15 protein-coding genes and 1 pseudogene are annotated in these 18,767 nt (G+C 60.6%); 13 read left to right on the top strand and 3 right to left on the bottom strand.

Translation table 11 applies throughout. From position 1 onward, the window contains the following. Positions 1-142: 142 nt before the first annotated feature. Together IHQ72_RS35370 and IHQ72_RS35375 are read left to right on the top strand one after the other, a co-directional pair. Positions 143-958, top strand: a complete 816-nt coding sequence (locus IHQ72_RS35370) for an HAD family hydrolase (protein WP_258120448.1) — start codon at positions 143-145, stop codon at positions 956-958. 110 nt (positions 959-1,068) lie between these two features. Further along, on the top strand, positions 1,069-1,623 hold the full coding sequence (locus IHQ72_RS35375; protein WP_258120450.1) for a DUF6088 family protein: 555 nt from the start codon (positions 1,069-1,071) through the stop codon (positions 1,621-1,623). On the opposite strand, the gene ltrA is transcribed toward IHQ72_RS35375, so the two are convergent. From ltrA to IHQ72_RS35390, 3 genes are all read right to left on the bottom strand, one after another. Then, complete coding sequence (gene ltrA, locus IHQ72_RS35380; protein ID WP_258120451.1) at positions 1,587-2,849, bottom strand: group II intron reverse transcriptase/maturase; 1,263 nt, start codon at positions 2,847-2,849, stop codon at positions 1,587-1,589. The genes IHQ72_RS35375 and ltrA overlap by 37 nt on opposite strands. A gap of 1,564 nt (positions 2,850-4,413) precedes the next feature. Beyond that, positions 4,414-5,007 (bottom strand): phospholipid N-methyltransferase PmtA, encoded by a 594-nt coding sequence (pmtA, locus tag IHQ72_RS35385; protein WP_258120460.1) that lies wholly within the window; start codon positions 5,005-5,007, stop codon positions 4,414-4,416. Positions 5,008-5,162: 155 nt separating this feature from the next. Beyond that, on the bottom strand, positions 5,163-5,564 hold the full coding sequence (locus IHQ72_RS35390) for a hypothetical protein (protein WP_258120463.1): 402 nt from the start codon (positions 5,562-5,564) through the stop codon (positions 5,163-5,165). Between the two features lie 378 nt (positions 5,565-5,942). On the opposite strand from IHQ72_RS35390, the gene IHQ72_RS35395 reads away from it, so the two are divergent. From IHQ72_RS35395 to IHQ72_RS35440, 11 genes and pseudogenes are all read left to right on the top strand, one after another. Then, positions 5,943-6,188: an NAD(P)-binding protein gene (locus IHQ72_RS35395; RefSeq protein WP_258120465.1), complete on the top strand. Its 246-nt coding sequence runs from the start codon at positions 5,943-5,945 to the stop codon at positions 6,186-6,188. After that, positions 6,149-6,787 (top strand): annotated as a pseudogene (locus tag IHQ72_RS35400) (flavin monoamine oxidase family protein); the annotation flags it as partial. The gene IHQ72_RS35395 and the pseudogene IHQ72_RS35400, both read left to right, overlap by 40 nt. An 83-nt stretch (positions 6,788-6,870) precedes the next feature. Then, a complete protein-coding gene (locus tag IHQ72_RS35405) occupies positions 6,871-7,359 on the top strand; it encodes a hypothetical protein (protein ID WP_258120467.1) in 489 nt (162 codons plus the stop codon). Between the two features lie 110 nt (positions 7,360-7,469). Further along, complete coding sequence (locus IHQ72_RS35410) at positions 7,470-8,636, top strand: TlpA disulfide reductase family protein (protein ID WP_258120469.1); 1,167 nt, start codon at positions 7,470-7,472, stop codon at positions 8,634-8,636. 398 nt (positions 8,637-9,034) lie between these two features. Then, entirely contained in the window at positions 9,035-9,331 is a 297-nt protein-coding gene (gene groES, locus IHQ72_RS35415; RefSeq protein ID WP_258120471.1) for a co-chaperone GroES, read from the top strand. A gap of 65 nt (positions 9,332-9,396) precedes the next feature. Next, entirely contained in the window at positions 9,397-11,061 is a 1,665-nt protein-coding gene (groL, locus tag IHQ72_RS35420; protein WP_258120473.1) for a chaperonin GroEL, read from the top strand. A gap of 95 nt (positions 11,062-11,156) precedes the next feature. Continuing rightward, positions 11,157-15,860: a glutamate synthase large subunit gene (gene gltB / locus IHQ72_RS35425; protein ID WP_374120318.1), complete on the top strand. Its 4,704-nt coding sequence runs from the start codon at positions 11,157-11,159 to the stop codon at positions 15,858-15,860. Positions 15,861-16,202: 342 nt separating this feature from the next. Further along, positions 16,203-16,292 (top strand): hypothetical protein, encoded by a 90-nt coding sequence (locus tag IHQ72_RS37545; protein WP_502572796.1) that lies wholly within the window; start codon positions 16,203-16,205, stop codon positions 16,290-16,292. A 33-nt stretch (positions 16,293-16,325) separates the two neighbouring features. Continuing rightward, on the top strand, positions 16,326-16,640 hold the full coding sequence (locus IHQ72_RS37550; protein WP_502572797.1) for a hypothetical protein: 315 nt from the start codon (positions 16,326-16,328) through the stop codon (positions 16,638-16,640). 10 nt (positions 16,641-16,650) lie between these two features. After that, the gene (locus IHQ72_RS35435) at positions 16,651-17,211 is read left to right on the top strand and encodes a TIR domain-containing protein (RefSeq protein WP_258120477.1); all 561 of its coding nucleotides are present in this window, start codon (positions 16,651-16,653) and stop codon (positions 17,209-17,211) included. A gap of 687 nt (positions 17,212-17,898) precedes the next feature. Beyond that, positions 17,899-18,189: a hypothetical protein gene (locus IHQ72_RS35440; protein WP_258120487.1), complete on the top strand. Its 291-nt coding sequence runs from the start codon at positions 17,899-17,901 to the stop codon at positions 18,187-18,189. The last annotated feature ends 578 nt before the right edge of the window (positions 18,190-18,767 follow it).

Here is an 18,767-nt window from a genome sequence, read left to right on the forward strand (position 1 = left end):
GTTTGAGCCAAATTTCCGCACCGATTCGACCAAGATCGAGCGCGGGGCCGGCGCTTTGAGGGAAGCGGTTGGTATAGATGTGAACGCAAAACCAAAGCATCTGCCCGGGATCTTTCCGAGTTGACGAAAACGGATTCCAAACATGTATGACGGATCGAGTGCAGTGCCTGATCAACCCGTCAAATTCGCAGATCACGCCATGCAGCCAATCGTCTTTGCCGATCTGGATGACACATTGTTCCAAACGCGCGCAAAGTGTCCGAAAGGCAGCCAGCATAAACTGGCGCTAGCTGCGATCTCGTCGAACGGACATCATTCCATGATGACCCCGCGGCAGGTTGCGATGATCGATTGGCTGCTGAGTACGTCACAAGTCATTCCCGTCACGGCACGTGGCACGACGGCCTACGGGAACGTCAAGATCGCGTTCAACAGCTATGCAATTGTTGCCAACGGCGCTGTCATACTTAAACCGGACGGTGCGCATCTGAAGGAATGGCACGATGTCATTTCTAAGGAACTGATCCCTCACAGGGAGGCACTGAACAAGGTACTTGAAGTAGGTCGGCAAGGAGCCGCAGCTGGCAAAATGTCTGTTCGTTCGTGGATCGTTGAAGAAATGGAGATGGCCACATACGCAGTCTTCAAAGAAAACAACGGTGATGGCAAGAGGCTGGCGGAACTGAAATTTGAGTTCGACGATGCGGGTTGGATACGGCATCACAACGGAAACAACTTCGCGCTTATTCCCCCACCGGTTTCAAAGCGCCGGGCAGTAGAGTTCCTCTTGAAGAAAATCCGCTCGGAGTCCGGAGATAGGCCAGCGATCGGATTCGGTGACAGCGCAAGCGATCTCGGCTATCTCAATTTGTGCGACTGGTGGGGTGCGCCATCGCGCTCCCAGATTTCGGCGATGCTGAACGTGCCAACGAAGACTTTTTTTGCGGACCTTGCTTGAACGACGGGAAAACCATGCACCGCGTGGCCCCGCGCCGCGGCCGCCTGATGGCTATGGCCTGCTCGATGCGGGGGCTCCGCTGATCTAGCCGGACGACAGCAAGCCGCCGATTGCAACGCTTGAGCGAACAGATTTTGGCGCATGCGGGCGGTTTGCCCGAGGGTACGCCCGTGTCCGCGAAGAGCTTGCTTCACCTCGGCAATCGGGCTGCGGTGGATCAGGCGTTGTCGCGCCTGGTGGAGCGTGGCCAACTGATCCGCGCTGACCGCGGCGTCTATCTGCGTCCCGTGACGAGCCGGTTTGGCACGCGGTCGCCTTCGGTGGAACAGGCGGTCGAGGCGCTCGCCAGCCAGCGCGGCGAAGTCATCGTGTCCAGCGGTGCGGCGGCCGCCAACACCCTTGGCCTCACGACACAGGTTCCGATCCGCTCGGTCTATTTGACCTCGGGTCGCACCCGGAAAATGAACCTCGGCAAGCAGGTGGTCGAACTGCGGCACGCACCGCGCTGGCAGCTCCCCGCGCACAGAATTCCTGACAGTCCCCAGCCGGTGAATTGCCGAGTAGGTGGGGGCGTTACTGCCCCCACCCCTCACAGACCCGGACGTGCAGTTTTCCCGCATCCGGTTCCTCATGGTAGAGTTTCGCTCACGGTGGCAAACGAATGAAGAATCCTGGCTGGCGGCAGCGGATGGCGTTTCAGGATTTCGTTAAGGCGGTTCCATCGGAACACGCTTTGACGATCTCGCCGAGATAGCCATTTCCGCCATATCCTCACGACCTGGTGGGCGAACCATCGCAATCGCCGAGCATTTCCCCCGACGCCATAGTAGGCGAAGTGGCCCCGCATCATGGACGAGAGATGGCGATGCTGATCGCGGATCGACCAGTTCCGGTGTTTCCGGCACCAGTAACTTACCGCAGCCAGCGCACGAGCAAAACGGCCCTTGGCCGTGACTTGCATCACCATGTCCTTGCCTCTGCGCGACCGTCCCCACACGTGGGTCAGGCCGAGAAAGTCGAACTTGGTGCCATCCGTCTCCGGATGCCGTGTGCTCTCCGTCCTTCGCGGGCGAAAGTCGACGAGACGCGTCTTGTCGGGATGGAGCGTAAGCCCGAACCGTCCAAGACGTTTGTCCAGCACTGCCAGGACACGCTGGGCGTCGACGATGTTGTCGAACGCCATGAGCGCATCGTCAGCGTAGCGGGCAATGGTACAGCCCCCACGGAGCCGCGGCCGCACCTCGGTCTCGAACCATTCGTCCAGCACGTGGTGCAGGAAGATGTTCGAGAGGCAGGGCGAGACCACGCCTCCTTGCGGGGATCCTTCGGCCGTTCGGTGCAGAAGACCGTCTTCGACGGCTCCTGCGTTCAGCCATTTATCGATCATCCGTCGGATGACGCCGTCCGTGACTCGCTGGTCGAGGAACGCCCGGAGGTGAGAGTGCGGAATCGAGTCGAAGTATTTCTGTATGTCGAGATCGATCACCCAATAGAGCCGCTTTGCCCACAGCACGTTCTGCATATTGCGGAGCGCCTGATGGGCCGAGCGGCCCGGTCGGAACCCATATGAGCAGGGGTAGAAATCCTCCTCATAGACGGTCTCCAGCACCATCATAATGGCGCGTTGCGCCACCTTGTCCTCGAAGGTCGGAATGCCGAGCATCCTTTGCGACCCATCCGCCTTGGGTATATAGGCCCGCCGGACCGGCGGCGCACGATATCGGCCGGACTTGATGCGCTCCAGGAGGTCCAGAAGTCTGGTCTCCAGGTTCACCTCATAGTCCGCCGCCGTGACGCCGTCGATGCCAGGGGCACCATCCTTGCGGGTCAGCCGGTAGGCCTCCTTCATCCAGTCCAGATCGATGACATGGTGGAGCGAGCACAGCGCCACACCCCGTTTCGTCCTCGCCAGTTCGGCTATCCGTTGTCGGTTCGTAGACAGGTTTGTGGGGTTCAGAGCCCCCTCCCATGTTTCAGGTCAACGGTTCTCTACACATGACGCCTCCCTTCGCTCCGTCGGGTCCCGGTGAGCCCAGTTCCCCGTCTTCACTGCTACTATGAAGGCGCTACGACTTCCCGCTCACGCATACCTGCTCCCTTATAGTTTCGGTAACAGGCCCCACATGCGCCTCCCATGTTCGTGCTCGCCGAGGCGCTCCCGATGAGCGTGGAGGACGCTCATCGAGCCTGGACCCATGGTCAACCGGCGGTCCCTGTTCCGGCGTACTTCGCTTGTGGACGTAAGCGGGATCTCACAGGTTCCCTGGCGATCCATCCCATGCCTTTGCCTTGCTCCAAGACCCCGGCCGAGCCGCCAGAACCTCGCCCTTGGCGGTTCCGACGATGCTGCCCCCGGGCTACCCACGCCGAAGGCCTCCGCATGCACATAATCTCGAGGCTGACACATGGCTTCAGCATCCGCTGTCTACGCTTCACGAGCGATGTTGCCGCCGCCCATGCAAGACTCGCTTCCGGCTGGCGTGCTGCGCCTTTGCCGGGAGGGGGTCGAACCCTCTGGATCGCTTCGAAAGGTTTCAGGATCTACATTCCATTCTCCTTTCCAGGGCTTAGCCTGTCGCAAGAGTAGTTGCACGCCAAGCACACTTGCAGCCGAACATCATCTCTCCGCTGCTTTGGCCCGCAAGTAGACGGCGCTCAGCGGGCTAGAAACAGGCCTGCGGTTTCTCCGCGGCGTCAGCCACACGATCACAGAACCGTCGATGCAGGCCCTCGCCTTTGCCGAGCGACTGCTCAGACAACCCCAATTCGACGTGCCGCGGCACCATGGCTGCGAAAGTGCGCGCCACTGAGCCAATCAGTGCGATAGGCCAGGCCTGACTACCCACACACCAACCGCCTCCCAATGCCTCGATCGCAACTGCGCTCTTGGCCGGCGTCTCGCTTGTCCGCGGCCCAAACCGTTGCAGATTCAGCGCTCCTCAAGCAGATAAACAGGTTGCGCATGACATCAGGTCCGAAGATGACCGATAGGACGGACGGCCTTCTATCGCTTCATTCGTCCTTCCAAGCGCCGCCTTTTTTCCAATGAGCCCTCTTTGTCTTCGCTAAAATAGCCGAAGTTAAATCTCGAGCGTTTCGGGTGCGTGCGCGCATTGCGGAACTGGAGCGCGACCTCATCGCGCCCACACCTCAAGTACGCCATCGACGTTTCGAAGCCGGACATGAACTTCGCAATGCGAAGTTGCCTGGAGCGTCTTGAGGAATGCATCTCCGAAATACCGGAGAAACACAGGCGTTAGCGGAAGCTTCGTCGCTCTCAATGCTTGTAGCCGAACATCATCTCTCCGCTGCGATCAAATCGAGCCTCAGAAAATGCGGAATGGAAGGCGGTCCCGCCAGGGCGCGAATGGCTGGCCCCATCACCAAGTTCAGCCGGCTTTGCAGTCCTGTACAAGAATTCCGAAAGCCACCTGTCGCTCGCGTCCCCTGGGGTTTCACACTGCTCGTCGATAGGTCCAGAGTTGTGCGGGGGGAACATTGCGAATGACGAAATCGTAGTGAGAAACGATGTAACGGTCGGGCATTTTGAGCACCGGTGACAGAAGACCGTAGGTGATTTGGATCACAGGTCGCCCGGCGGGGATTCGTGCAAGCAAATCCTCGAGCAGTGTGAGGCGCTGTTGCATCGGAAAGCTCAACATCGGCACTGCGCTTATGACACAATCGAACTTTCCCCGGCGCTCCCCAAGAATTTCTCCCAGGGCAAACGCATCGCCCAAGCGGAAATCCACTCCCGGAAAGCGTCGCACCAGGCCATCATAGAAATCCTTGGAATATTCGACCGAAGTCAACCGATGCGGTTTGATGCCTCTTTCCAGGATGGCCCTGGTGATGACACCAGTCCCGGCACCAAGCTCCAAAACCGGCAATCCAGAATGCGGGTTGACCACACTAGCCATGCGGCGCGCCGCATGGATCGACGTGGGCATGAGTGCGCCCACACCTTTCTTATCCTTCTGCCAACATTTGAAGAATTGCACTTCTTCCTCAAGTTTCTTGCCAAGTCGCTCTTTCAATCGAAAGACCATATCCGCTCCCTTCTCCCGATCCGAGTCGGAGCGACTTTTTGTCGAACTTTCGCTATATAGACAAGCCTGATTCACAGGGTTGATTGCCGCGCTGGAGGCGCGAAACGCCCGCGCCGGCTGGCACGCCCTTGTCCACCAGGATGAGTTTTTCTCGCTCAGATGCGCGCCAGTTCTTCCTGTAATGAAATCTCGGTCATGGCTCCTCGAGCAGCCGTATCTCCGGCTGCACCATCAGCGCCAGCGCGACGCACGCAGGGTTTCTCATCTGCTGCGCGCTTCGTCAGGCGCACAGCAGACAGCGAGGCGGCCACGGCCGCGAAAAACCCGCGACGGCGGCTCGATTCCGGGGAAGAGGACAAACAGTGTCCGCAGTCAGAGATGATCTGCCGGAACTTAGTGGACCCAAGCGGGCTAGTGGGTGACGTCAGCAGACCGCAGATCAAATTCCACATCAGTTCGGCCATCTCCCCAGCTTTTTCCCCGGTCATCTGATCGAGCGTGGCATGCAGATGACCCTGCTGCGGATTGCTCGCCTTCACGGCGGTAAGCCGCGACATGATCTCTTGTACCGCGCTGCCATTTCATGACTGTTAAGTGCTTGCTCGGACAGGGTGGAATGACATGTACGCGCCTTCCAGCCGTTTGCGGATGTCGCCGGGCGACACCAGGCTGGACATGGCGATCACGAATTTCTCACGGGCATACTCTTGTCCCATCTTCTTTCCTTTCGACCTGGAGCGTCGCCCTAGCACGGCAACCATCTCTTGCAAATCCGGCGCTCGGCGTCACGCGATCGATGGGTGATCGCTAACAGCGACGCCCGGCGGTCGGCAGGCCGGTAGACAATCGTCTGAGGCCGGTCTACCCCTGACCCGCTGCCCCCGCCCGGTTATTCTCGTCCTTGCGATCCCCCTGAAAGAGTAGTTCCGGAGGCCATGTATCAGGCCATGACGACCCTGGGCTTCGCGCAGGAGTCGCCCTACAAGGGTCCGATCAAGCTGGACGGCGATCCGAAAGGGGCTTCCGTTCTCGTACTCGGCGGCGGACTGGCCGGCATGGTCGCTGCGTACGAGCTCAGCAAGGTCGGTTACAAGGTGCAGGTTCTGGAGTACAGGGAAAAGCCGGCGGTCGCTGCTGGTCGCTGCGTGGCGGCGACAATTACACCGAACTCGGCGGCTTAGAGCAGGAATGCAAGTTCGACGAGGGTCTTGATATCAATCCCGGCCCGTGGCGTATCGCTTACCATCACCATGCCGTGCTGGATTACTGCAAGCGGCTCGGCGTCAAACTCGAGGCGTTCGTGCAGGTGAACCACAACGACTACTTGCATTCGGTCAAGGCGTTCGAAGGCAAGCCGCAGCGCTACCGCCATGTCAGCGCGGATTTCAACGGCCATGTCGCCCAGCTGCTTTCCAAGGTAACGAAGCAGGGTGGACTCGACCAGGCGGTCTCGACGGAGGACCGGGAGAAGCTGCTGGAAGCGTTGCAGAGCTGGGGCGCGCTTGACGAAAACCACGCTTACGTCGCTGGCACTCACAGCAGCGAGCGGCGAGGCTTTGATATTGAACCGGGCGGCGGCCAGATGCCGCTGGCCAAGCCATCGCAGCCGATAGGGCTCTCCGATATCGTGCAATCCGGCCTGTGGAGCAGCCTTAGCACTGGCAGTCTCTATGACTACCAGACCACGATGCTGCAGCCGGTCGGCGGCATGGACATGATAGCGATGGCGTTCGAGAGGGAAGTCGGCAGCCTTACCAAATACAACGTGAAGGTCACGGAGATCGACCAGGACGACGAAAGCGTCACCATCCGCTACGAGGATGCGCGAAAGGGCGGCGAGGCGCAGACCGCCACCGCTGACTGGTGTATGAGCGGCAAATCGCGGTCGAGGACGATGACAGTACGGTCCGCCATCTGCATCCCGATTTCTACTATCCGCAGACCGACACGGTGCATGAGCATTTCGCGCTCAACGCCGACGGAACCTCCCCATTTGCGGATTATGTTCAGCACGCTGAGAGCAAACGGCAGGCCTATCGGCGGAAGGAGATCGATTTTTTCGAGACCACTTTGGCGCAGGCGAGCAGCGAGACGCTGCTCAGCACACTCGAATTGGAGTTGGCGCGGCGCGCGGTTCACTTCCAGCGCAAGAGCTATGCCGAGATCACGAAGGCGGGCCACGCTTTTCTGGCGGCCCTAAGCACGTGCAATGCGTGTCCAAAGCCTGACAGTGGCGGACAAAATGTCAGGTTCAGAACAAACATTGGCAAAAATGTCAGGTTCATTACAACCGGCCATGTGGGGCACTGCAGAGGTTTTTCAAAGCATATTCATGCACTTACCGCGCGCTGAGCCCGCTGGCAAGGCCCTTGCAACCCTTGAGCAGGACGGCACGCAATGGAGCAAGACGAGGATGTTCTCTCCCCTGAACCGGGTGCCGTCTATGACAGGGAAATAAGCTCGTGCAGAAAATCTCGCAACCTTTGACAACAGCTTTGGAGAGCAACGTAGTGTTGCAGATCGAGTCCCCGGCTCCTTCGATTCAAGCGGAAACCTGGCTGCGTGGCGAGCCCCTCACCAGCTTCGAGCCCGGCAAAGTGTACATCGTCGAATTTTGGGCAACTTGGTGCGCCCCTTGTGTGGACGCGATGCCCCATCTGATCCAGCTGCAGGAGAAATACAAGGACAGCGGCGTTGAGATCGTCGGAGTCGCGGCTTCTGAACGCGCTCCGACGGCCGATGAGGCCCGAAGCAAGTTGGACGCTTGGTTGACCGAAAAGCTCACGGATCTGAACTTTCGGATCGCGTTCGACTCCACAGGCGAAATGAAAAAGCTTTGGATGGAGCCCAGCTTTTCTTTCGGGATTCCGACCTCGTTCGTGGTCGACCGAGATGGTCACATCGCCTTTATCGGTGGTCCGACGGAACTCGATGAGGTCTTGCCGAAGGTGCTTAACGGCAGCTGGCGCAGCAGCGATCAGGCAAAATCCGCCGATGCGGAGCGGATCGCGGAAGGCGAAACCATGGCGCGCGAACAAGCGCTGACCAAGCCCATATACGACAAATTTCGGCCGGCAATGGAGGCCGAGGATTGGAAGACGGCGCTCTCGGTAATCGAAGAGGGCATCACCTTGATGCCGGACAACCTCAATTTCCGCGTGCGTCATGCGCAACTGTTGCTTCACAATATGCGCGACATGCAGGCCGGCTTGCCCGTAATGCGCCAATTCGTTCGCGACGCGATCGACAGAAAGTCCTGGGGATGGATGTATTGGGCGCTATTCCAACTCTTCACGCCGGGCTTTGATTATTCCGGCTTTCCGTCTGCTGAGCGCTTCGCGATGGGTGAAGAGCTGTCCAAACACATCGTGGCACTGCCGCAAGGCGACGGCTATAAGTTCCTGTCTTATCCGGTGGTCGCTCAGTACTATCATGAGAGCGGCAAAGATCGCGCCATCGAGTTGGTCGAGCAGGCACTGAAAGCGCTGGAGGGTCCGGAGCCTATCTCGGACGACCTGAAACAGTCCCTTCTACCGGAGTTGCTGCAGGCTCTGGCCAACTACAAGGGTGAGAAGGTTTGTTACGGCGCTCTCTGTGTGGCTCCGCAAAAGGATTCTCCCAAAAGGTGAAAGGGGCGGCCAAGGAGGAAACCAAAGAAGGGGCGATAGTCGGAATGGCTTACTGGCCAATTCGTCCATTTCCCTGACGTGGTTGTGCAAATAGGCCGGCCCAGGCGTCCAGCCCAGCCTCGCTGTTATCCGCAAACACGTGACCGACAAGGAGAAGACGTGCCTGATCACCTCACCAAAACATACTGCCGCCGCGGGCCTCCCGGACCATCAAAAATGGCACTGGAGTAAGACTTGGAACATGAAGAAGGTTACTAGCCAGCTCGACGCTGCCCACCGACCCACCTGCTCCCACAGGGAAGACGGGGAGGCAGCCGACCGCCTATCTCAGCGCCACGATAGCACTCGCACGCTCCGGCAACGGAGAACCGTTCAACATCCGCACCAGGACATCCAAAATGGCAAAATCCAATTTCCGGCCGCTGCATGACCGCGTGGTCGTTCGTCGGGTCGAATCCGAATCCAAGACCGCAGGCGGGATCATCATCCCGGATACGGCGAAGGAAAAGCCGCAGGAAGGCGAGATCATCGCCATCGGTTCCGGCGCCCGCGACGAAGCCGGCAAGCTCGTCCCGCTCGACGTCAAGGCCGGCGACCGCATCCTGTTCGGCAAGTGGTCGGGCACCGAAGTCAAGCTCAATGGCGAAGACCTTCTGATCATGAAGGAATCCGACATCATGGGCATCATCGGCTGACACGCCGCCACCTTTCATCCGCACCATCCAATCTCAATTTAGGGCGAAATGCCCAGGAGTAAAAAATGCCGGCCAAGGACGTAAAATTCTCTCGCGATGCCCGTGAGCGCATGCTGCGCGGCGTCAACATCCTCGCCGACGCGGTGAAGGTCACGCTCGGCCCCAAGGGCCGCAACGTCGTCATCGACAAGTCGTTCGGCGCACCGCGCATCACCAAGGACGGCGTCACCGTCGCCAAGGAAATCGAGCTTGAAGACAAGTTCGAGAACATGGGCGCGCAGATGGTCCGCGAAGTTGCTTCGAAGACCAACGACATCGCCGGCGACGGCACCACGACCGCGACCGTTCTGGCGCAGTCGATCGTCCAGGAAGGCCACAAGGCGGTTGCCGCCGGCATGAACCCGATGGACCTGAAGCGCGGCATCGACCTCGCGGTTAGCGACGTCGTCGCGACGCTGATCAAGAACGCCAAGAAGATCAAGACCTCGGAAGAGGTTGCCCAGGTCGGCACCATCGCCGGCAATGGCGATGCTTCGGTCGGCTCGATGATCGCCGAAGCGATGCAGAAGGTCGGCAATGAGGGCGTCATCACGGTCGAGGAAGCCAAGACCGCCGAGACCGAACTCGAAGTCGTCGAAGGCATGCAGTTCGACCGCGGCTATCTCTCGCCCTACTTCGTCACCAACGCCGACAAGATGGTTGCGGATCTGGAAGACGCCTACATCCTTCTCCACGAGAAGAAGCTCTCCAACCTGCAGGCCATGCTGCCAATCCTCGAGGCTGTCGTGCAGACCTCGAAGCCGCTGGTCATCATCTCGGAAGACGTCGAAGGCGAGGCCCTGGCCACGCTCGTCGTCAACAAGCTGCGTGGCGGCCTGAAGATCGCCGCCGTCAAGGCGCCGGGCTTCGGTGATCGCCGCAAGGCCATGCTGGAAGACATCGCCATCCTCACCGGTGGCCAGGTCATTTCCGAAGACCTCGGCATCAAGCTCGAGAATGTTGGCCTCAACATGCTCGGCCGCGCCAAGAAGGTGTCTATCTCCAAGGAGAACACCACCATCGTCGATGGTGCCGGCAAGAAGGCCGAGATCCAGGGCCGCGTCGCCCAGATCAAGCAGCAGATCGAGGAGACCACCTCGGACTACGACAAGGAGAAGCTGCAGGAACGTCTCGCCAAGCTGGCGGGCGGCGTTGCCGTCATCCGCGTCGGCGGTGCGACCGAGATCGAAGTCAAGGAAAAGAAGGACCGCGTCGATGATGCCCTCAACGCGACCCGCGCGGCCGTCGAAGAAGGCATCGTTCCCGGCGGCGGCGTCGCACTGCTGCGCGCTTCGCTGAGCATCAAGGCTGTCGGCGCCAACTCCGACCAGACCGCTGGCATCGCCATCGTGCGTCGCGCGCTGCAGGCTCCGGCCCGTCAGATCGCGGCCAACGCCGGTGCGGAAGCATCGATCGTTGCCGGCAAGATCCTTGAGAACACGGGCGCGACCTTCGGCTTCAACGCCCAGACCGGCGAATATGGCGACATGATCGCCATGGGTATCGTCGATCCGGTCAAGGTCGTGCGCACGGCTCTCCAGGACGCGGCCTCGGTCGCCGGCCTGCTGGTCACCACCGAAGCCATGATCGCGGAGGCTCCGAAGAAGGAGTCGGCTGGCGGCGGCATGCCAGGCGGCATGGGCGGCGGCGGCATGGGCGGCATGGGCGGCATGGGTGGTATGGATTTCTAAGGTCCACGCAGCTCAACAAGCTCGGAAGGGCGGCAGTGATGCCGCCCTTTTCTCTGGCGCGGAGCCAAGCCGGATGCAAGAACGGAGGAAGGACGATGATGCACGTTTCACCTGTGACGACGGAGCAGACCGCCCCCGCGCAGATGAAAGCCGTCGCCGTCAAACGCGCTGCTGAGCACGGCCTCTACAATCCGCGTAACGAACATGATGCCTGCGGCGTCGGCTTCATTGCGCAGATGAAAGGCGTGAAGTCGCACCAGATCGTCGAGGACGGCTTGGCTATGCTGCAGAACCTGACGCATCGCGGGGCCGTCGGCTCGGACCCGCTGATGGGCGACGGGGCTGGCGTGCATGTGCAGATTCCCGACCGTTTCTTTCGCGAGGAAATGGCCAGGCAGGGCATCGAACTGCCGCCAGCCGGACAGTATGGCATCGGCCACTGGTTCATGCCGCAGGACGCCGCGTTGCGCGCGCATGTCGACGCGATCATCACTGAGTCGGCGCAATCGGAAGGCCTGCCGCTTATCGGCTTTCGCGATGTGCCGGTCGACAGTTCGTCGCTGTCCAAGGCGCCCGACATTGCGGCCGCCGAGCCGTACCACCGCCAGGTCTTTATCGGGCGTTTACCCGACATCGATGACGACGAAGAGTATGAGGCGCGGCTTTATCTCCTGCGCAAGGTGATCTCCGGCCGCATCTACGCGGAGAACGACAATCGCGACATCGGTTCCTACTGCGTCTCGCTGTCCGCGCGCACGATCGTCTACAAGGGCATGTTCCTGGCCTATCAGGTCGGCGCCTATTACAAGGATCTGAGCGATCCGCGCTTCGAAACGGCGCTGATCCTCGTCCACCAGCGTTTTTCGACCAACACCTTCCCGTCGTGGAAGCTGGCGCACCCTTACCGCATGGTCGCGCATAATGGCGAAATCAATACGGTGCGCGGCAACAACAACTGGATGGCGGCGCGCCAGGCGTCGGTCGATTCGGAGTTGTTCGGCAACAACATCTCCAAGCTGTGGCCGATCTCCTATGAGGGGCAGTCGGACACGGCCTGCTTCGACAATGCGCTCGAATTCCTGTTCCAGGGCGGCTATTCGCTCGTGCATTCCATGATGATTCTGATCCCTGAGGCCTGGGCCGGCAACAAGCTGATGGATCAAGATCGCAAGGCCTTTTATGAATACCACGCCGCCCTGATGGAGCCGTGGGACGGGCCGGCGGCGGTGGCCTTCACCGACGGCCGCCAGATCGGCGCCACACTCGACCGCAACGGGCTGCGCCCCGCCCGCTACATCGTCACCGACGACGATCGCGTCATCATGGCCTCGGAAGCCGGCGCGTTCACCGTGCCGGAGGAAAGGATCGTCAAGAAGTGGCGGCTGCAGCCCGGCCGCATGCTTTTGATCGACCTGGAGAAGGGCCGCATCGTTTCCGACGAGGAGATCAAGTCGGAGATCGCGACCAGGCATCCCTACAAAAGCTGGCTCGCCAACACCCAGCTTATCCTCGAAGACCTGAAGCCGGTCGAGCCGCGGGCGCTGGGCAGGGACGTCAGCCTGCTCGATCGCCAGCAGGCGTTCGGCTTTACCCAGGAAGACACCAAGCTGTTGATGTCGCCGATGGCGACCACCGGCCAGGAAGCGGTCGGCTCGATGGGCACCGACACGCCGATTTCGGCGATGTCGGACAGATCGAAGCTGCTCTACACCTATTTCAAGCAGAATTTCGCCCAGGTCACCAACCCGCCGATCGACCCGATCCGCGAGGAACTGGTGATGAGCCTGGTGTCGTTCATCGGGCCGAGGCCGAACATCTTCGACCTCGTCGGCAATTCGCGTCGCAAGCGGCTCGAAGTGCGCCAGCCGATCCTGACCAATGGCGATCTTGAGAAGATCCGCTCCATCGGTCATACCGAGGACCGTTTCGACACCAAGACGATCGACATCACCTATGCTTCGAACGAAGGCGCGGCCGGCATGCAGGGCGCCATCGACCGGCTGTGCGAGCGCGCCGAGGCGGCGGTCGCCGGCGGCTACAATATCATCATCCTGTCCGACCGCCAGCTCGGGCCGGACCGCATCGCCATCCCGGCATTGCTGGCGACGGCGGCGGTCCACCATCATCTGATCCGCAAGGGATTGCGCACGTCGGTGGGGCTGGTGGTCGAGTCCGGCGAACCGCGCGAGGTGCATCATTTCTGCTGCCTTGCGGGCTATGGCGCCGAGGCGATCAATCCCTATCTCGCCTTCGACACGCTGCTCGACATGCACAAGCGCGGCGAGCTGCCGGCCGAAGTCGACGCCAATGAGGTCGTCTCCCGCTACATCAAGTCGATCGGCAAGGGCATTCTCAAGGTGATGTCGAAGATGGGCATCTCGACCTACCAGTCCTATTGCGGCGCGCAGATCTTCGACATCATCGGGCTGAAGACCGATTTCGTGCAAAAATATTTCACCGGCACCGCGACGCGGATCGAAGGCGTCGGGCTGGAAGAGATCGCGGCCGAGACGGTCAGCCGCCACGCCGACGGCTTCGGCAACGACCCGGTGCTGCGCAACAGCCTCGAGGTCGGCGGCGAATACATGTTCCGCATGCGCGGCGAAGCGCATATCTGGTCGCCCGATGCGGTGGCCACCCTGCAGCACGCCGTGCGCCAGGGATCGTGGCAGACGTTCAAGGACTATTCCGCTCAGATCGACAGCGAGACGGCGCGGGCGCAGAGCATTCGCGGTCTGTTCAAGATCAGGCTGGCCGACGAAACCGGGCGCAAGAAGGTCGCGCTCGACGAGGTCATGTCGGCGGCCGATATCGTCAAGCGGTTCTCGACCGGAGCGATGTCCTTCGGCTCGATTTCCAGGGAAGCGCACACCACGCTGGCCCGCGCCATGAACACGATCGGCGGCAAGTCTAACACCGGCGAGGGCGGCGAAGAGGCCGACCGTTACCTGCCGCTGCCGGACGGCGGCAAGAACCCCGAGCGTTCGGCGATCAAGCAGGTCGCTTCCGGGCGTTTCGGCGTGACGGCGGAATATCTGGTGAATTCCGATGTGATGCAGATCAAGGTCGCGCAAGGCGCGAAGCCTGGCGAGGGCGGTCAGCTGCCCGGTCACAAGGTCGATGCCACCATTGCCAAAGTCAGGCATTCGACGCCCGGCGTCGGCCTGATCTCGCCGCCGCCGCATCACGACATCTACTCGATCGAGGATCTGGCGCAGCTCATCTACGACCTCAAGAACGTCAACCCGGCGGCCGATGTCTCGGTCAAGCTGGTCTCTGAAGTCGGTGTCGGCACGGTTGCGGCAGGCGTCGCCAAGGCGCGCGCCGATCACATCACCATTTCCGGCTATGACGGCGGCACCGGCGCATCGCCGCTGACCTCGCTCAAGCACGCCGGCAGCCCGTGGGAAATGGGCCTTGCCGAGACGCACCAGACGCTGGTGCTCAACGGCCTCAGGTCGCGCGTTGCCCTGCAGGTCGATGGCGGCCTGCGTACCGGCCGCGACGTCGTCATCGGCGCGCTGCTTGGCGCCGACGAATTCGGCTTCTCGACCGCGCCGCTGATCGCGGCCGGCTGCATCATGATGCGCAAGTGCCATCTCAACACCTGCCCGGTCGGCGTCGCGACGCAGGATCCGGTGTTGCGCAAGCGCTTCAAGGGCACGCCGGAACACGTCATCAACTTCTTCTTCTATGTGGCGGAAGAGGTCCGGGCGTTGCTCGCCGAGATGGGCTACACCCATCTCGACCAGATCATCGGCGACACCGAACTCCTGGAGAAGCGGGCGCTGATCCAGCACTGGAAGGCGCGCGGGCTCGATTTCAGCAAGATGTTCTTCAAGCCGGATGCCCCGCATGAGGCGGTGCACTGGACCGAGCGGCAGAAGCATCCGATCGACGACGTGCTCGACCGCAAGCTGATCGAGTTGGCCAAGCCGGCGCTGGAAGCCAGGCAGCCGGTCAGCATCGAGCTGCCGATCCGCAATGTCGACCGTTCGACCGGCGCCATGCTGTCGGGCGAAGTGGCAAAGCGCTTCAGGCACAAGGGCCTGCGCGAGGACACGATCTCGGTCAAGCTCACCGGCACCGCCGGCCAGTCCTTCGGCGCCTTCCTGGCGCGTGGGGTTTCGTTCGAGCTGGTCGGTGCCGCCAACGACTACGTCGGTAAGGGCCTGTCGGGCGGACGCATCGTCATTCGCCCGCCTGAGAACACGAAGATCGTCGCAGCGGAGTCGATCATCGTCGGAAACACGGTGCTTTACGGCGCGACCGAGGGCGAGGCCTATTTCTGCGGCGTCGCCGGCGAGCGTTTTGCGGTTCGCAATTCGGGCGTCGCCGCCGTCGTCGAAGGTGTTGGCGACCATGGCTGCGAGTACATGACCGGCGGCATTGTCGTCGTCATCGGCCAGACCGGCCGCAACTTCGCCGCCGGCATGTCGGGCGGCGTCGCCTATGTGCTCGACGAGGTGGGTGATTTCGCCGAGCGCTGCAACATGGCGATGGTCGAACTGGAACCCGTTCCCGAAGAAGACGACCTGATGGAGAAACTGCTCCATCATGGCGGCGACCTCGACCACAAAGGCCGCGTCGACGTGTCCGGCGACATGACCAGCCACGATGAGGAGCGGCTCTATCAGCTGATCTCGAACCACGTCCATTACACAGGTTCGGTGCGCGGCCGCGAGATCCTCGACAACTGGGCGACTTTCCGGCCGAAATTCCGGAAGATCATGCCGGTCGAATACCGCCGCGCGCTCCAGGAGATGGAGCGCCTGAGGATGAGCGTCGCGGTAGAGTGATGCTGGCTGCCCGGGGGCCAGCTCCCGGCGCCCTCCAAAGTGGGCACCTGAAGATACGTTTGCGCCTTAACAAGCGTAACGCGTTGCGATCTGAATCGCAGCGCGAACGAAAGGTCGGAAGCACCACGCGGCAACAGCGCTCGCCTGATTCGAGCCTGCCCGGCTACCCTGTGGACAAGCGCCACCCGAGGGCCACCATATCTGTTCGCCCGCTGGCGATGTATAAATCCAAATACTAACGCGGGTGCAACATGGCGTTCAAGACCAGCGGCCTCGATAAATTGCAGAAGCAACTCAAGGACGCTCAGCGAGCGTTGCGCGCTCGACGGTGATCTCGTCACATTGCGGTTTGACTCCAACGAGCCCGGCAGTGTCCTCGCGGCGGTCAGCCAGATGGAGAACTCGGTCGACCGCGTCTTGATCCCTTATTGAGGCAACGAGATCATCGAGAATCTCGCCGATCAGATGAAAGAAAGCTACCGGGAGCAGATCCCTGAACGTGCGTCTCAGGCGCGAGCCGATCAGAAAGACGAGGACAAACCAATGCAGACTGAGAAGTTGCCGGCACTCCTCAGGCAGATCGAGAACACGATCAATGACCTCCGTTGGGCCGAGTCGAATTCCTTCGACCGGCACATAAAGAAACTGTCGCGCCAACTGCATGACGCCGAGGTTGAAAGCGTCACGCAGCAACTTACCGAAGGCGTCGATTTGGCCGCGTGGTTGAAAGCCGGCGAAGAGACTCAGGGCGGGAAGGTCGGTTCGGCAACGCTGGAATAGCCCGCGGATCATGACGCCGAGCTCGGGACCGTCATCAGCTTGGTCGACAAGTTCGCGACTGAGATCACGTCATGCGGACCCTCCACATCGAGGAGGCCGTCAAAATACCCGCGAAAACAAAGCCAGCCGCCCGCAAAGTCTTTGTCGTTCATGGGCATCAGGACGGCGCCCGCGAGGCAGTAGCCCGATTCTTGGAGAAGCTGGGTTCGAGGCAATCATCCTCATGGAACAAGCCAACCAAGGTCGCACAATCATCGAGAAGTTCGAAGCTCATGGAGACGTTGGCTACGCTGTCGTGGTGCTGACCCCTGGCGACGAGGGTAACACCAAGGCGAAACCGTCCCAGCCGCGTGCACGCCAGAACGTTATTTTTGAACTGGGCTATTTCGTTTGCAGATTGGGCCGAAGCCGAATCATGGCCCTTGTGGAGGGTCAGATCGAGATACCATCAGATCTTCAAGGCGTGGTGCACGAACCCTACACGACAGGGGGCGCGTGGAAACAGGCGTTGAGTCGTGAACTCGCGGCAGCAGGTTTCGAGATCGACTGCAACGTCATCATGAAATCGTAGCGAAACTATCATCACGGCGGACAGAGGCGCGTTGCCGACCGGCTACTTTGGGGCCGCGAGGAGAAAGTCGGCTTTTGGCTTGCAAAACGAGATAGCTGACTTTCTACGGATCGGCAGTTGGCTCTGAATTGGCGGGTCATACCCGCTCGTCGTGCTTTGGCGAGAAGCTGGTGATGCGGAAACTTGGTTGACCACCGGTGCATGAAACTGACGAGCCACCGTGTTGGCGTGCCAACTCGAGTTTCGCCATAGCTTGAGCAGCTTGTGGTATAAATCGATAGGGGGGCAAACACATGATCCAGCCCGAACAGGAGCTCGTAGCGCGTGGCTGCGGCAAGTGGTTGGACCCGGACGTTCCGAAGAGCGGCTGGTCCTGCGCATATGTCCAAAGACCTTCACAAGTTCTGCGAAATGTGCGAGGCGATCCAAATTCGCTTCGTCCATGTCATGCGGCATCCGGCAGGCCTTGAGCTTGAGGCTAGCTGTACTGCGCGGGTCACATGGAAGGCAACCTTGCCGCCGCTAGGGAACGCGACGACGACCGCAAGCGAGCGGCGGAGCGTGCGGCGCGCCGTGAGAAGGCACTGATCAAAGCTCGGACCCAACTCGGTCAGATCGATGTTGGAACGAAGAGTCACGATCAGATGTCGTTGCTGGTGATCCCGACGCCGGAGCGGCTGCGCAAAGTTGTTCGCCCGTCGCGTTCGCGAAGCCGAGAAGGATGCGAAGGATCATGACTACGTCCTAGAGCACATCGAGCATTCCGACGTTCTGGCTGAAGTCGAATTGGCCATAAGCACTGCCAAGGACCGCCTGAAGGATTTGCTGGCTCAGGCGCGAGCCGAGCGAATCGCCTCCGAATTGGAGCATCCGGTCTGGCGGGAGACGCCCAGGGCAACGGTTCACGACCCCGCAGAAACGACCGCGTCCAGATTTTTCGACGCCCTGACGGTACGTGGAGCGGGCTATACCACCTAGACTAGCCGGCGACACTGAGGTGACATGGGCCACGCGACGCTACGATGACATGGATGCGGCAGCGAACGCCGCCCTTGCCGTGCTGCGCCAGAAACTTCGCAAGGCCGGCCGACTTCCCGGATGAATGTGATCACCGGTCGTCCGGCCGATTCAAACTCAATGCGGGGCGGCGAGAGGGCAGGAAGGCGGCCCCTTTTGGTCTTCGGTGACCTGATGCTCGGATCAGCTTCAATCGCGCCATGGCAGCCGAACGCTCTTCCCACGCGTCGTCTTGGGGGTCAGAAGCGGTCATTCTCCATAGCGAGATGAGGCGTCAACGCGTTGGCAAATTGTGAATAAAAGCGTGGTGGTGGCCGTCGACAATGCTCGATTCTGCGCAGTTTAGGTCGGCTTCTTAATGTCCGCCTTCGCAGGGCGAATGCATACCGCCGGACAACATATTGTGCCGCGCTGGAAGATTGGCAGGGCGCCGAGGATTTCAAGTTATCGGCAAATATTAGCGAAATCTTGAGCCTCTGACGCGAAGTCAAATACCCACTGCAGCTCAGAGAGTATATACCAATCTCGAATCAGCGTTT

This window comes from Mesorhizobium onobrychidis, assembly GCF_024707545.1.
Lineage (GTDB): Bacteria > Pseudomonadota > Alphaproteobacteria > Rhizobiales > Rhizobiaceae > Mesorhizobium > Mesorhizobium onobrychidis.